Origin of the sequence: Duganella hordei, from assembly GCF_040369125.1 — a bacterium.
Taxonomy (GTDB): Bacteria; Pseudomonadota; Gammaproteobacteria; order Burkholderiales; family Burkholderiaceae_D; genus Rugamonas; species Rugamonas hordei.
In genome coordinates this window covers 51,076-64,464 of record NZ_BPWI01000015.1, presented here as the reverse complement: position 1 = coordinate 64,464, position 13,389 = coordinate 51,076, and the positions used below count along the sequence as shown (strand labels likewise).

At 65.5% G+C, this 13,389-nt stretch carries 13 protein-coding genes; 7 read left to right on the top strand and 6 right to left on the bottom strand.

Annotated features, from left to right (window positions below; all coding sequences use genetic code 11):
* Positions 1 to 6: 6 nt before the first annotated feature.
* A complete protein-coding gene (locus tag ABWW33_RS26130; RefSeq protein ID WP_176655732.1) occupies positions 7 to 504 on the bottom strand; it encodes an NUDIX hydrolase in 498 nt (165 codons plus the stop codon).
* 274 nt (positions 505 to 778) lie between these two features.
* Here ABWW33_RS26130 and ABWW33_RS26125 point away from each other — a divergent pair, with 274 nt between their 5' ends.
* The 4 genes from ABWW33_RS26125 (at position 779) to ABWW33_RS26110 (ending at position 4,585) form a co-directional block, all read left to right on the top strand.
* On the top strand, positions 779 to 1,891 hold the full coding sequence (locus tag ABWW33_RS26125; protein WP_353404375.1) for a Re/Si-specific NAD(P)(+) transhydrogenase subunit alpha: 1,113 nt from the start codon (positions 779 to 781) through the stop codon (positions 1,889 to 1,891).
* A 26-nt stretch (positions 1,892 to 1,917) separates the two neighbouring features.
* Positions 1,918 to 2,247, top strand: a complete 330-nt coding sequence (locus ABWW33_RS26120) for an NAD(P) transhydrogenase subunit alpha part 2 (RefSeq protein ID WP_176655730.1) — start codon at positions 1,918 to 1,920, stop codon at positions 2,245 to 2,247.
* The gene (locus tag ABWW33_RS26115) at positions 2,244 to 3,722 is read left to right on the top strand and encodes an NAD(P)(+) transhydrogenase (Re/Si-specific) subunit beta (protein ID WP_353404373.1); all 1,479 of its coding nucleotides are present in this window, start codon (positions 2,244 to 2,246) and stop codon (positions 3,720 to 3,722) included. The genes ABWW33_RS26120 and ABWW33_RS26115 overlap by 4 nt, the downstream gene beginning before the upstream one ends.
* 98 nt (positions 3,723 to 3,820) lie before the next feature.
* Positions 3,821 to 4,585, top strand: coding sequence for an SDR family oxidoreductase (locus ABWW33_RS26110; protein ID WP_353404372.1), 765 nt, complete (start codon positions 3,821 to 3,823; stop codon positions 4,583 to 4,585).
* A 1-nt stretch (position 4,586) separates the two neighbouring features.
* Here the strand turns inward: ABWW33_RS26110 and ABWW33_RS26105 are convergent, their stop codons facing one another.
* Positions 4,587 to 4,823 carry a hypothetical protein gene (locus ABWW33_RS26105; RefSeq protein ID WP_353404370.1) on the bottom strand — a complete coding sequence of 79 codons (237 nt, stop codon included), beginning with the start codon at positions 4,821 to 4,823 and terminating at the stop codon, positions 4,587 to 4,589.
* A 1-nt stretch (position 4,824) separates the two neighbouring features.
* Here ABWW33_RS26105 and ABWW33_RS26100 point away from each other — a divergent pair, with 1 nt between their 5' ends.
* A complete protein-coding gene (locus tag ABWW33_RS26100; RefSeq protein WP_353404369.1) occupies positions 4,825 to 5,094 on the top strand; it encodes a hypothetical protein in 270 nt (89 codons plus the stop codon).
* Between the two features lie 87 nt (positions 5,095 to 5,181).
* Here the strand turns inward: ABWW33_RS26100 and ABWW33_RS26095 are convergent, their stop codons facing one another.
* The 4 genes from ABWW33_RS26095 to ABWW33_RS26080 are packed head-to-tail and all read right to left on the bottom strand — an operon-like array spanning position 5,182 to position 9,440.
* Positions 5,182 to 6,321 (bottom strand): UbiH/UbiF/VisC/COQ6 family ubiquinone biosynthesis hydroxylase, encoded by a 1,140-nt coding sequence (locus ABWW33_RS26095; protein WP_353404367.1) that lies wholly within the window; start codon positions 6,319 to 6,321, stop codon positions 5,182 to 5,184.
* The gene (locus tag ABWW33_RS26090) at positions 6,318 to 7,643 is read right to left on the bottom strand and encodes an aminopeptidase P N-terminal domain-containing protein (protein ID WP_353404366.1); all 1,326 of its coding nucleotides are present in this window, start codon (positions 7,641 to 7,643) and stop codon (positions 6,318 to 6,320) included. Before ABWW33_RS26090 ends, ABWW33_RS26095 begins: the two co-directional genes overlap by 4 nt.
* A complete protein-coding gene (murU, locus tag ABWW33_RS26085) occupies positions 7,640 to 8,374 on the bottom strand; it encodes an N-acetylmuramate alpha-1-phosphate uridylyltransferase MurU (protein ID WP_353404365.1) in 735 nt (244 codons plus the stop codon). The genes ABWW33_RS26090 and murU overlap by 4 nt, the downstream gene beginning before the upstream one ends.
* Positions 8,375 to 8,384: 10 nt before the next feature.
* Positions 8,385 to 9,440, bottom strand: a complete 1,056-nt coding sequence (locus tag ABWW33_RS26080) for an aminoglycoside phosphotransferase family protein (RefSeq protein WP_353404363.1) — start codon at positions 9,438 to 9,440, stop codon at positions 8,385 to 8,387.
* A gap of 107 nt (positions 9,441 to 9,547) precedes the next feature.
* On the opposite strand from ABWW33_RS26080, the gene ABWW33_RS26075 reads away from it, so the two are divergent.
* Positions 9,548 to 11,809 (top strand): LPS-assembly protein LptD, encoded by a 2,262-nt coding sequence (locus ABWW33_RS26075; RefSeq protein ID WP_353404362.1) that lies wholly within the window; start codon positions 9,548 to 9,550, stop codon positions 11,807 to 11,809.
* Between the two features lie 116 nt (positions 11,810 to 11,925).
* Positions 11,926 to 13,374, top strand: coding sequence for a peptidylprolyl isomerase (locus tag ABWW33_RS26070; RefSeq protein ID WP_353404361.1), 1,449 nt, complete (start codon positions 11,926 to 11,928; stop codon positions 13,372 to 13,374).
* The last annotated feature ends 15 nt before the right edge of the window (positions 13,375 to 13,389 follow it).

Genomic DNA, 13,389 nt, shown 5'->3' with positions numbered 1-13,389 from the left:
TCCTGCCTATCCATTCGCGGTGCTCACCGCTTGCTTGTACACCGAGGTGTGGGTTTGTATCAGTTCCAGCGGGGCGCGGCGCCCGGCCAGGTATTCGTCGACGCACTGCAGCACGGTCGGGCTGCGGTGGCGGTCGGCGCAGGCGGCCAGTTCGTCGCGCGTCAGCCACATGGTGCGCAGGATGCCCTCGTCCAGCGGCCGGTCGTGCTGGGCGCCCGGCACGCCGCAGAAGGTGAAGCGCAGATACGTCACTTCCTCGCCGGTGCGGTTGGAGGTGTAGCGCGACATATACATGCCCACCAGCGCGGTCGGCGTGAAGTCGTAGGCGGTTTCCTCCAGCGTTTCGCGGATCACCGCCTGCTCCAGCGATTCGTGCGGGTCCAGGTGGCCGGCCGGCTGGTTGATGCGGATGCCGTCGCTGGTCTCTTCTTCGATCAGCAGGAACTTGCCATCCTTTTCCACGATGGCGGCAACAGTCACAGAGGGTTTCCAGATACGCGGCATGAGTCATCCTTGAAAAGAGCCGACATTTTAGCCTGTTCCTGGCATTTGGTCTGGAACGCCGCTGGCGAATGGCGGGAACGTAGCAAAAAGATACAAGCTTTGTGTCGGATTAAGCTTTTAGCGGGCAATTCATGATAAATAGTAATAAATGATGTGATGAAACCGCTATTTATTGATAAAAATTCATTGGGTATGATGGGGCCAACGAGGGGCGTTGCTGTCCCGGCATTCCGTGTTAGATTCTAGTCAGTTTATTAATCCTTTTGGAGGCAGCATGAGAATAGGCATACCGGCCGAGACACGGCCGGGGGAGACCCGGGTCGCGGCAACGCCCGAGACAGTCAAGAAACTCGCAACCAAGCATCAGGTGGTCGTGCAATCGGGAGCCGGCATTTCGGCCTCGGTGACCGACGAGGCCTATGCGGCGGCGGGCGCACAAATCGTTGGCGCGGCGGAAGCCTACGCGGCGGACGTGGTTCTGAAGGTGCGCGCCCCCAGCGCCGAGGAACGGGCGCTGATCAAGGCCGGCACGGTGGTGATCGGCATGCTCAACCCCTTCGACGCGGACAACAACGCGGCGATGGCGGCGGCGGGGCTGCAGGCGTTCGCGCTGGAGGCCGTGCCGCGCATCACGCGTGCGCAGTCGATGGACGTGCTGTCGTCGCAGGCCAACATCGCCGGCTACAAGGCGGTGATGGTGGCGGCCAACACCTACCAGCGCTTCATGCCGATGCTGATGACCGCCGCCGGCACCGTCAAGGCGGCGCGGGTGCTGATCATGGGCGTGGGCGTGGCCGGCCTGCAGGCGATCGCGACGGCCAAGCGGCTGGGCGCGGTCATCGAGGCGTCGGACGTGCGGCCGCCGGTCAAGGAGCAGGTGGAGTCGCTGGGCGCCAAGTTCATCGACGTGCCTTTGCTGACCGACGAGGAAAAGGAAATCGCCAAGGGCGTGGGCGGCTATGCGCGGCCGATGCCGGCGGACTGGATGCGCCGCCAGGCCGAGCTGGTGCACGAACGCGCCAAGCTGGCCGACATCATCATCACCACCGCGCTGATACCGGGGCGTCCTGCGCCGGTGCTGATTTCCGAGGAGACGGTCAAGGCCATGAAGCCGGGCTCGGTGATCGTCGACCTGGCCGTGTCGCAGGGCGGCAACTGCCCGTTGTCGGAACTCGGTAAAACCGTGGTCAGGCACGGCGTGCACATCGTCGGCGAGCCGGACCTGGCGACCTTGGTGGCGGCCGACGCGTCGGCGTTGTACGCGCGCAACGTGCTGGACTTCCTCAAGCTGATCATCGACAAGGAAGACAAGCTGGTGATCGACCGCGAAGACGAAATCATCAAGGCCACGCTGCTGTGCTCCGGCGGCGAATTGTTACGAAAATAAGTAAGAAAATAAGAAGGAGAACCATCATGGAAGTCAGCCACACCATCATCAATCTGATCATCTTCGTGCTCGCCATCTATGTCGGCTACCACGTGGTCTGGACCGTCACGCCGGCGCTGCATACGCCGCTGATGGCGGTCACCAACGCCGTCTCGGCGATCATCATCGTCGGCGCCATGCTGGCCGCCTCGCTGACCGAAGGCGTGATCGGGCAGGTCGCCGGCACCGTCGCGGTGGCGCTGGCCGCCGTCAACGTGTTCGGCGGATTCCTGGTCACGCAGCGCATGCTGGAGATGTTCAAGAAAAAAGAGCCCAAGGCGAAGCCCGTCGTGGCCATCAAGGAGGAGCACGCATGAATTTCATCTCCATGAACCTGGTGACGATGATGTATCTCATCGCATCGGTGTGCTTTATCCAGGCGCTGAAAGGGTTGTCGTCGCCGTCCACGGCGCGTACCGGTAATGCGTTCGGCATGTCGGGCATGGCCATCGCGGCCGTCACCACGATCGCGCTGATCCTGAAGCTGAAGGCGGAAGCGACGGCCGCCGCCGTGGCGGGCACTTCCGGCGGCATGGGCCTCGGCCTGGTGGCGCTGGGCGTCATCGTCGGCGGCGGCATCGGCGCGGTGCTGGCGAAGAAGGTCGAGATGACCAAGATGCCGGAACTGGTCGCGGCGATGCACTCGCTGATCGGCCTGGCCGCCGTCTGCATCGCGGTGGCCGCCGTGTCGGAACCGCACGCCTTCGGCATCGCCGCCGTGGGCGAGGCGCTGCCGTTCGGCAACCGCATCGAGCTGTTCATCGGCACCTTCGTCGGCGCGATCACGTTCTCCGGTTCGGTGATCGCGTTCGGCAAGCTGTCGGGCAAGTACAAGTTCCGCCTGTTCCAGGGCGCGCCGGTGAGCTTTGCCGGCCAGCACATGCTGAACCTGATCCTGGCCATCGTCATGGTCGGCCTGGGCCTGGCGTTCTGCTTCGCCGGCGGCAACGAGCCGGCGTGGGTGCCGTTCCTGATCATGACCGCGATCGCCTTCGTGCTCGGCGTGCTGATCATCATCCCCATCGGCGGCGCCGACATGCCGGTGGTGGTGTCGATGCTGAACTCGTACTCCGGCTGGGCGGCGGCGGGCATCGGCTTCTCGCTGAACAACGCGATGCTGATCATTGCCGGGTCGCTGGTCGGATCAAGCGGCGCGATCCTGTCGTACATCATGTGCAAGGCGATGAACCGTTCGTTCTTCAACGTGATCCTGGGCGGCTTCGGCGGCGCGCCGGCGGAAGCGGGCGGTGGCGGTTCGAAGGAACAGCGTCCGGTCAAATCCGGTTCGGCGGACGACGCCTCGTTCATCATGGCCAACGCTGAAAGCGTGATCATCGTGCCGGGCTACGGCCTGGCCGTGGCGCGCGCGCAGCATTCGCTGAAGGAGCTGGTCGAGAAGCTGACGCACAAGGGCGTGACCGTCAAGTATGCGATCCACCCGGTGGCGGGCCGCATGCCGGGGCACATGAACGTGCTGCTGGCCGAAGCCGAGGTGCCGTACGACCAGGTGTTCGAGATGGAGGATATCAACGGCGAATTCGGCCAGACCGACGTGGTGCTGATCCTCGGCGCCAACGACGTGGTCAACCCGGCCGCCAAGGATCCGAAATCGCCGATCGCCGGCATGCCCATCCTGGAGGCCTACAAGGCCAAGAGCATCATCGTCAACAAGCGTTCGATGGCCTCCGGCTATGCGGGCCTGGACAATGAGCTGTTCTACCAGGCCAACACCATGATGGTGTTCGGCGATGCGAAGAAGGTCATCGAGGACATGGTCAAGGCTGTGGAGTAATTCACATTTTGTGAATGATGTCTTAGCTTTGAGGTGATTGTTGGTGGTGTTGGTGAAGCCTACCATGGCTACATCAACCCACCACAAGGAGCCTCACCATGAACCGCTTGCAAAACAAAGTCGCCATCGTCACCGGCGCATCTTCCGGCATCGGCCGCGCCACCGCCAAACTGTTCGCCGCCGAAGGCGCCAAAGTCGTGGTGGCCGCGCGCCGCCAGGCCGAACTCGATACCCTCGTTGCTGAAATCGTCGCCGACGGCGGTGCCGCCATCGCGCTGGCCGGCGATGTCACTTCCGAATCGTTCAACGCGCAACTGGTCGCCGCCGCGGTGGAAGCCTACGGCCGCCTGGACATCGCCTACAACAACGCCGGCACGCTGGGCGAAATGGGCGCAACCACCGGCGTTTCCGAGCAGGGCTGGAACGACACCCTCGCCGCCAACCTGACCAGCGCCTTCCTCGGCGCCAAGCACCAGGTTCCTGAAATGATCAAGCATGGCGGCGGTTCGGTGATCTTCACCTCGACCTTCGTCGGCTACAGCTTCGCCTTCCCGGGCGTGGCGGCTTACGCGGCCAGCAAGGCAGGCCTGATCGGGCTGACGCAGGCGCTGGCGGCGGAATACGGCCCGCAGGGCGTGCGCGTGAACGCGGTGCTGCCGGGCGCCGTCGATACGGCGATGTATCGCGACATGAACGATACGCCGGAGTCGACCTCCTTCGTCACCAACCTGCATGCGTTGAAACGCGTGGCGCAGCCGGAAGAACTGGCGCGCTCGGTGCTGTACCTGGCTTCGGACGACTCGTCCTTCGTCACCGGCACCGCCTCGCTGGTCGACGGCGGCGCTTCGATCACCCGCACCTAGTCTAGTAGGCCACGTCTTCCAGGCGGTAGCGGAATTTGCGCCGCTCTGGAAGATTCCATCCCGGCTCGTGGTCGGTATTTCTGGCCGGGGCGGGGGATGGCTCCGGTGCCGGCTTGACCTGGACCGGGACGGGTAAAGGCGGTGGCAGGACAGAGGCCGCGGCAGCCGCGGCCCCGGGCTGCGCTTGCGTCCGCAGCTCTTCCTGCTTCGCCTGCTCCTTGCGCAGCAGGTTCGCCATCTTGAAATGCTTTTCGCCCGGGAATTTGACGGACAGGTCGAACCGGCGGCAGCGCTTTTTTGGCGTCGAGCCAGAATTCCAGCGCCGCGTTCATTGCTTCGGACAAGTCCTGCACGCCGCCGTCGCGGCGCAGCCGCTCGACCAGCCGGAGCAGGGTATCAGTAGAGAGCTGCACGCTCATTGTGGTAAACATTCTGCTTTCTCCTCTCTTTTCTTCACTTTTCATTTCTTTAGACCGCAAATTTTGGAAGAAGTTCAAAAAGCGAGGTAAGGCAAGAAAAAGAGAGGAAAAGAGAGGTCGAAAGCGATGGTTTACCACAGGGAGTGGGACGGGCAAGCCCACCTGTGTGTTCTCAGGTCAACGGTGACCGTACATCATCAGTTCGGCCAGCACGCCGCGGGCGGGGCCGATCATGTCGATGGCGGCCAGCGACAGGCCCAGCAGCGCCTGGGCCGGCGAATCGTTGGCGAAAATGCGGGCCATGGTGTCGGTCAGGCGCACGGTGGTGTCGCGGTCCTGGCGGCGCAGTTCGGTGAACTGCGCCAGCATCGCCGGATTGGCGCCTTGCGCCAGCAGCCGCGCCAGCACGGTGACGTCGCGCAGGCCGAGGTTGAGGCCTTGTCCGGCGACCGGATGCAGCGTTTGCGCGGCGTTGCCGATGGCGACGGTGCGGGCGGTGCCGCGCGGGTCCGCGTTCAGGCCGAGGGGGAACGCCAAACGGGGAGAAGCGTGCGTGAAGCGGCCGACGCGCTCGCCGAACGCGGCGCCCAGTTCGGCCAGGAAGGCCTCGTCGTCCAGGCCTTGCAGGCGCGCCGCCGACTCGGGGCGCACGCACCAGACCAATGAATATTCGTCGCCTTGCGGCAGCAGCGCCAGCGGGCCTTGCCCGGTAAAGCGTTCGTAGGCGCGATGCTCGACCGGGCGGCTGGCGCGCACCTGCGCGATGATCGCGGTTTGCTGGTAGTCGTGGCGGCGGGCCTTGCTTTCCTGGTCGCTGAACAAGCCGCCTTCGGCCTGCACCACGATGGCTGCGTGCAGCGACCGCGCGGTGCCGGCGGCGTCCAGCGCCAGCGCGACGGCGTCGTCGCCTTCGTTGATCGCCTGCACGCGGGCGGGACGCAGCATGACGATGCCGGCCCGTTCGCAGGCGGCGCCCAGGGCGGTCACCAGATCGCCGTAGCGGGTGACGTAGCCGAGCGCCGGCAGCTTGTGCTCGTCGCGGTCGATCAGGCTGCGGCCGAACTGGCCGCGGCGCGACACGTGGATCTGGTGGATGGCGGTGGCCGCCACCGGCCACGCGCCGATGTCTTCCAGTATCTGGCGGCTGCCCCAGGACAGCGCGATCGAGCGCGGATCCTTGCCGGCCTGCTCCAGCGTCCTGGCATCGATCAGCGCGATGCGGTTCGGGGCCATGCCGCGCCTGGCCAGCAGCGCGGCCAGCGCCATGCCGGCCGGGCCGGCGCCGCAGATGGCGACGTCGAAAGTGGAATCCGTCATTGCTGCCGCATCAGTTGCTCGATCTCGTCGACGGTCTTGGGCGCGGTGCTGAGGATGGTGTGGCCGCCGTGCGTCACCAGCACATCGTCCTCGATGCGGATGCCGATGTTCCAGTATTCCTCGGGCACGCCCTCCGCCGGACGCACATAGATGCCCGGCTCCACCGTCAGCACCATGCCCGGCTGCAGCGCGCGCGACGGCTTGCCTTCGGCTGCGGTGTCGCGGTACTGGCCGACGTCGTGCACGTCCATGCCCAGCCAGTGGCCGGTGCCGTGCATGTAGAACTGCAGGTAGCGCTTGTCGGCGATGATGTCGGCCAGGCTGCCGTGGCTGTTCTTGTCGAGCAGCCCCAGGTCCAGCATGCCCTGCGCCAGCACCTGCACCGCCGCCTCGTGGCCGCCGGAGTAGGGCAGGCCGGGGGCGATCGCCTTCAGCGCGGCCGACTGCGCCGCCAGCACCAGTTCATACAGGCGTTTTTGCGGCGCGCTGAAACGGCCGTTGACCGGCCAGGTGCGCGTGATGTCGGAGGCGTAGCCATCGAGCTCGCAGCCGGCGTCGATCAGCACCAGGTCGCCGTCCCTGCTCTGCGCGCTGTTGGCGCTGTAGTGCAGCACGCAGGCGTTGGCGCCCGCCGCGACGATGGAGTTGTAGGCCGGCGCCTGCGCGCCGTTGCGGCGGAACTCGTACAGCAGTTCCGCCTCGAGTTCGTATTCGTACATGCCTGGCCGCGCGGCCCGCATCGCCCGCGCGTGGGCCTGCGACGAGATGGCCGCGGCGCGCAGCATGGTCGCCTGTTCGCCCGCGTCCTTGAACAGGCGCATTTCGTCCAGCAGCGGCAGCAGGTCGACCGCGCTGGCCGGCGCGCTCACGCCGGTGCGCGCCATGCGCCGCACGTTGGCCAGCCACAGCCTGACCTGCGCATCCAGCGGGCTGCCCAGCGCGTAGTACAGCGCCGGCGCGTCGGCCAGCAGCTTGACTATCTCGCCGTCGAGATCTTCGATGGCGTGGGCGGCGTCGAAGCCGAAGGCCGCGCGCGCGCCCTCGGGGCCGTGGCGGAAGCCTTCCCAGATTTCGCGCTCGAGATTTTTCTGGCGGCAGAACAGGACGGCGCGGGCCGGCACATCGCCGCGCGCGGCCGCCAGCACCAGCACGCTGTCCGGTTCGGTGAAGCCGGTCAGATAGTAGAAGTAGCTGTCGTGGCGGTACAGGTATTCGCTGTCGCTGTTGCGCGTCACTTCCGGCGCGGTCGGCAGCACGGCCACCGCGCCGGGCGCCATGTGGGCCAGCAGGCGCGCGCGGCGCTCGGCGTGGACCGTCGTCATTGCACGCCCTTGGCGCCGCGTGCGCGGGGGGCGATAGGCGCGTTCAGCCGGTCGAGCTGCTGCACGGTGCCGAGGTTGTGCCACTCGCCTTGGTAGACCTCGCCGCCGACCTGTTTCTTGTCGGCGTAGGCGCGGATCAGCGGTCCCAGCTTGGCGTGTGCGCCGGGCGCGATGCCGTCAAACATTTCGGGACGATAGACGCCGATGTTGCCGAAGGTCCATTTCGGCGAGCCGTCGTTGGTCAGCGAGTACATCGTCAGGCCGAAATCGCCGTCCGGCAGGAAGTCCGGATTCGGCACCAGGTACAGCCAGCAGATGTCGCGCTGGTCGGCGGGGTAGGGGTTGCCCCACATGTCCTTGTCGTGCAGCACGTCCTTGACCTGCTCGAAGTCGAAGTAGGGAATATAGATGTCGCCCGAGACGGCGACGAACGGCTCCTCGCCCAGCAGGTGGCGGGCCTGGGCGATGCCGCCGGCCGTCTCCAGCGCGACCGGCTCGTGCGAGTACATCAGCCGCGCGCCGAACTGGCTGCCGTCGCCCAGCGCCGCCTCGATCTGCTGGCCCAGGTGCGAATGGTTGATGACGATCTCGGTGATGCCGGCCCGCACCAGGTTGACGATATGCCAGACGATCAGCGGCCGGCCGCGTACCTTGAGCAGCGGCTTGGGCGTGGTGTCGGTCAGCGGACGCATCCGCTCGCCGCGTCCGGCGGCGAAGATCATGGCTTTCATGCGCGCCACCTCAGAAGGTGTAGCCGACTTGCGGCTGCTTGTCTTCCAGCGTGTCGAGCAGGCGCAGCAGCGGCTTCAGGTCCTTGTAGCGGCCGGCGGTCTTGCGCACGTAGTCCATCACGGTGGGCAGGTCGCCCAGGTACTGGGCCTTGCCGTCGCGGTAGTTCAGGCGGCAGAACAGGCCGAGGATCTTCAGGTGGCGCTGCAGGGCCATGTACTCGAAATCCTTGTAGAAGGCGTCGATGTCCTGGTTGACCGGCAGGCCGGCCGCCTTGGCGTGCTGCCAGTAGCGGATCGCCCAGTCCAGCACCAGCTCCTCGTCCCACTGCACGTAGGCGTCGCGCAGCAGCGAGGCCAGGTCGTAGGTCATCGGGCCGTACAGCGCGTCCTGGAAATCCAGCACGCCGGGGTTGCCGGCGTCCATCCACATCAGGTTGCGCGAATGGAAGTCGCGGTGCACATAGATCTGCTGCTGGGCGGTGACGTTGGCCAGGATGGCCTCGAACACGCCCTGCAGCTCGGCCGCCTGCTTGTCGCTCAGGGTGGCCTTCAGGTGCTGGCCGATGTACCACTCGGGAAACAGGTTCATTTCGCGCAGCAGGAAGGCGCGGTCGTACTCGGGCAGCACGCCCGGCTGGCTGGTCAGCTGGAACTTGACCAGCGCCTCCAGCGCCTCGGCGTACATGGTCGAGGCGTTGTCGTGGTCCAGCACCTGCAGGTAGGTGGTCACGCCCAGGTCGGACATCAGCATGAAGCCGCGCTCGTAGTCGGTGGCGACGATGCGCGGCACCGTCACGCCGGCATGGGTGAGCATTTCGTCCAGCTTGACATAGGCCAGCACGTTCTCGCGCTCCGGCGGCGCGTCCATGACGATCAAGGTGGCGCCCAGCGCGGCTTGTTGATTCGGCAATACATCGACGCGGAAGTAGCGGCGGAAGCTGGCGTCGGCCGAGGCCGGACGGGCGCTGGCCACGTCGACCACGCCCAGGGTCGCCAGCCAGGCGGTCAGCTGTTCGAGGCGGGGGTCGGAAGATGTATCGGAAGTTAAATTCTGTAATAAAGACATTAAGCGAGCCGTGGAAACCGGTATCAGGTGAAGATTCCCATATAATAAGGGATTCAAATCAAAAAATCGCCTGTCATGGTGTTTCATCCCTTCTTTTCATGAGTTGCATGCGCTGGCTACTGGCCCCCCCCTCTACCTCGCAACGCTGGGCGTATGCCCTGACTGCCATCGTCACCGTCTCGGCAGCGCCGAGCTACGCCCAGACCGGCGCGCCCAAGCCGCGCGCGCCGCGGGTGGAGGACAAGAACGCCGTCACCACGGTCCAGGCCGAGGACATCGGCGGCCGCCCGGAACGGGAAATCACGCTGGAGCGGGACGCCGAGCTGGTCAAGGACAAGACCCGCGTCAAGGCCGACACCGCCTGCTACCGCCAGGTCGAGGACGAGGTCGAGGCCAAGGGCAACGTCAAGATCTGGCGCTTCGGCGACTATTTCACCGGCGACGAGCTCAAGCTGAATATGGACACGGGCAAGGGCTATATGCTTAACCCGACATACAAGCTGGAAGCGAACCACGCCCAGGGCAAGGCCGAGCGCATCAACTTCATCAACGAAGACGAGGCGGTGGTGCTCAACGGCACCTACAGCACCTGCGAGGGCTACAATCCGGACTGGTATCTGCGCTCGAACACGCTGAACCTCGATTCCGGCCGCGACGTCGGCACGGCCGGCAAGACCATCATTTATTTCAAGGACGTGCCGATCCTGGGCACGCCGGCCATGTCGTTCTCGCTGTCGGGCGCGCGCCGCTCCGGCTGGCTGTCGCCGACGCCGGGCTTCGGCTCCAAGAACGGCGCCGAGCTGACGGTGCCGTACTACTTCAATATCGCGCCCAACCGCGACTTGACCGTGTATCCGAAAATCATCTCCAACCGCGGCATGCAGCTCGGCGCCAGCGGCCGCTACCTGGGCGAGACCGCCGGTGGCCTGTACCAGGGCGAGACGTATATCGAGTACATGCCGCACGACCGCGAGTACGCCAAGGCCAATCCGAACGACCAGAGCGACCGCTGGATGATACGGACCAACCACACCCAGGACCTGAGCCCCAGCTGGTCGTACGGCTGGAGCATCCGCGCGGCGTCGGACGACAACTACCCGAACGACTTTTCCAAGACCGTGTCGAGCTCGACCGAGCGCCAGCTGCTGCGCGAACTGCGCACCGACTATCACGGCGACTTCTGGACCCTGACCGCGCGCGTGCAGAAGTACCAGGTGCTGCAGGATCCGGAATCGGTGGTCGATCCGTCGCTGTTCGTCTCGCGCCCCTACGACCGCTTGCCGGCGGTCAATTTCCACGCCGCGCAGTACGACGTGGCGGGCGGCTTCGACTGGGCCTTCGATTCCGAGCTGACGCGCTTCTACCACCCGACCCTGATCAACGGCACCCGCCTGGTGGCGATCCCGCAGCTGAGCTATCCGATCGTCGGGCCGAGCTACTTCGTCACGCCCAAGGTGATGGTCAACCTGGGCAGCTACCAGCTCGATTCCTACGGCACGCAGAAATCGGAAAACCTGTCGCGCGCGGTGCCCACGTTCTCGCTGGACTCGGGCCTGGTGTTCGAGCGCGACATCAAGTTCGGCGGCAAGGACATGACCCAGACGCTGGAGCCGCGGCTGTTCTACGTCAACACGCCGTACCGCGACCAGAGCCGCTTCCCCACCTTCGACACCGACGCGGCCACGTTCAACTTCAGCCAGATCTTCAGCGAAAACCGCTTCGTCGGCTCGGACCGCATCGGCGACGCCAACCAGCTGACGGCCGCGCTGACCTCGCGCTTCCTCGACGCCAACGGCGGCGAGGCGCTGCGCCTGGCGTTCGGCCAGCGCTTCTATTTCCGCGACCAGAAGGTGCAGCTGGACTCGTCGACGCCGGTGGTCGACGCCCATTCCGACATCCTGCTGGCGGCCACCGGCCGCATCTCCGAGACCTGGACCTTCGACAGCGCGGTGCAGTACAACCCGAGCCAGAGCCGGGTGGTGTCGGAAAGCTATACCGCGCAGTGGGTGCCGGGCGCCAAGAAGGTGCTCAACCTGGGCTACCGCTACCTGCGCGGCAGCTTCAAGAATATCGAGCTGTCGAGCCAGTGGCCGATCTTCCAGCGCTGGTATGGCGTGGGCCGGGTCAGCTACTCGGTGCAGGACAAGAAGATCCTCGAGAGCCTGGTCGGCCTCGAGTACAACGCCGACTGCTGGGTGTTCCGCACCGGCGCCCAGCGTTTCGTGACCACCTCGACCAAGGCCTCGACGCAGATCTTCTTCCAGCTGGAATTGAACGGGCTGTCGCACCTGGGCGTGGGCAGTCCGCTTGAAGCGATGAAGAGCAGCATTCCCGGTTATCAGCGTTTGAACGAGGGCTACGGCCGCTAAAGCAAGGCAACCCGGCGCCCGCCGCAGCAGCAATGGCAACAACAGCGGCAGCGGGCGCTTTTTGATTTTTTTTACACCTGACTCATGAGCGTTCCACCATGCAGATGAAGTTCGAAATGAAAATCCTCGCAGTCCTGCTGTGCACGGCCGCCCTCGGCGGTTGCAGCGTGTTCTCGAAGAAGCCTGCGCCGACGCCCGCCGCCGCGCCGGCGTCCGCGCCCGCCGCCACGGCCTTGAACACCACGCCGGCCGCGCCGGCCAAGGCCGACAAGTCTGACGGCAAGGGCGGCTTCCTGCCGCCTGGCGAGTCGGGCAACGTCGCCATCGATTCGATCGTGGTCGTGGTCAACGACGACGTCATCACCCAGCGCGAGCTGAGCAACCGGATCAAGGCCGTCACCGCCCGCATGAAGGCGCAGAACGTGCAGATGCCGGACCCGGCCGACCTGCGCCGCCAGCTGCTCGAGCGCATGATCGTCGAACGCGCCCAGCTGCAGATGGCCAAGGAGATGGGCGTGCGCGTCGACGACCTGCAGCTCGACCGCTCGATTTCCCGCATCGCCGAGGCGCAGAAGCTGACCGTGCAGGACCTGCGCAACCAGATGGAAAAGGACGGCACGCCGTTCGCCGCCTTCCGCGAGGAGATCCGCGAAGAGATCATCATGCAGCGCCTGCGCGAGCACGAGGTCGACTCCAAGATCCAGATCTCGGACGCCGAGGTCGATAGCTTCATGGCCGCCGAAAAGGCCGCCGCCGCCGAGCAGTTCGAGGTGAACATCTCGCAGATCATGGTGCGCATCCCCGACAACGCCACCGCCGAGGTGATCGCCCAGCGCCGCGCGCGCGCCGAGGAAGTGATGCGCCAGCTGCGCACCGGCGCCGACTTCGCCAAGATGGCCGCCACCTATTCGGACGCCAGCGACGCGCTGCAGGGCGGCGTGGTCGGCTGGCGCCAGCCCGAGCGGCTGCCGCCGGTGTTTGCCGAGGCGCTGGTCAAGCTCAAGCCGGGCCAGGTCACGCCCATCATCAAGAGCGTGGGCGCGTTCCACATCCTGAAGGCGGTCGACCGCCGCAGCGTGGCCGAGGCGCAGGCGGCGGCCTCGGTGCAGCAGACCCACGCGCGCCACATCCTGATCAAGGTCACGCCGACGATGAGCGCGGCCGACGCCAAGCGCAAGCTGACCGAGCTCAAGGAGCGCCTGGACAACAAGGCGGCCAAGTTCGAGGAACTGGCGCGGCTGTTCTCCAACGACGGCTCGGCCGCCAAGGGCGGCGACCTGGGCTGGCTGTACCCGGGCGACACCATGCCCGAATTCGAGGCGGCGATGAACAATCTGAAGATCGGCGAAGTGAGCCAGCCGGTGGAGACCAGCTTCGGCATCCACCTGATCGAAGTGCTCGAGCGCAAGAGCGACGACGTGTCGAAAGAGCGCGAGCGCAACAACGCGCGCCAGGCGATCCGCGAGCGCAAGCTGGAAGAAGCGTCGGAAAGCTGGCAGCGTGAAGTGCGCGACCGTGCCTACGTCGAGTACCGCACCGACGACGGCAACAACGTCAACAAATAAGCGGCAAGGGGACCA

Bases quoted from the DNA above. Each gene is read 5' to 3' on its own strand.
- ABWW33_RS26120 (WP_176655730.1), top strand. From the start codon at position 1,918: ATGGAAGTCAGCCACACCATCATCAATCTGATCATCTTCGTGCTCGCC.
- ABWW33_RS26095 (WP_353404367.1), bottom strand. From the start codon at position 6,321: ATGACGGATTCCACTTTCGACGTCGCCATCTGCGGCGCCGGCCCGGCC.
- murU (WP_353404365.1), bottom strand. From the start codon at position 8,374: ATGAAAGCCATGATCTTCGCCGCCGGACGCGGCGAGCGGATGCGTCCG.
- ABWW33_RS26115 (WP_353404373.1), top strand. From the start codon at position 2,244: ATGAATTTCATCTCCATGAACCTGGTGACGATGATGTATCTCATCGCA.
- ABWW33_RS26075 (WP_353404362.1), top strand. From the start codon at position 9,548: ATGCGCTGGCTACTGGCCCCCCCCTCTACCTCGCAACGCTGGGCGTAT.
- ABWW33_RS26110 (WP_353404372.1), top strand. From the start codon at position 3,821: ATGAACCGCTTGCAAAACAAAGTCGCCATCGTCACCGGCGCATCTTCC.
- ABWW33_RS26130 (WP_176655732.1), bottom strand. From the start codon at position 504: ATGCCGCGTATCTGGAAACCCTCTGTGACTGTTGCCGCCATCGTGGAA.
- ABWW33_RS26105 (WP_353404370.1), bottom strand. From the start codon at position 4,823: ATGGCGAACCTGCTGCGCAAGGAGCAGGCGAAGCAGGAAGAGCTGCGG.
- ABWW33_RS26090 (WP_353404366.1), bottom strand. From the start codon at position 7,643: ATGACGACGGTCCACGCCGAGCGCCGCGCGCGCCTGCTGGCCCACATG.
- ABWW33_RS26080 (WP_353404363.1), bottom strand. From the start codon at position 9,440: ATGTCTTTATTACAGAATTTAACTTCCGATACATCTTCCGACCCCCGC.
- ABWW33_RS26125 (WP_353404375.1), top strand. From the start codon at position 779: ATGAGAATAGGCATACCGGCCGAGACACGGCCGGGGGAGACCCGGGTC.
- ABWW33_RS26070 (WP_353404361.1), top strand. From the start codon at position 11,926: ATGAAAATCCTCGCAGTCCTGCTGTGCACGGCCGCCCTCGGCGGTTGC.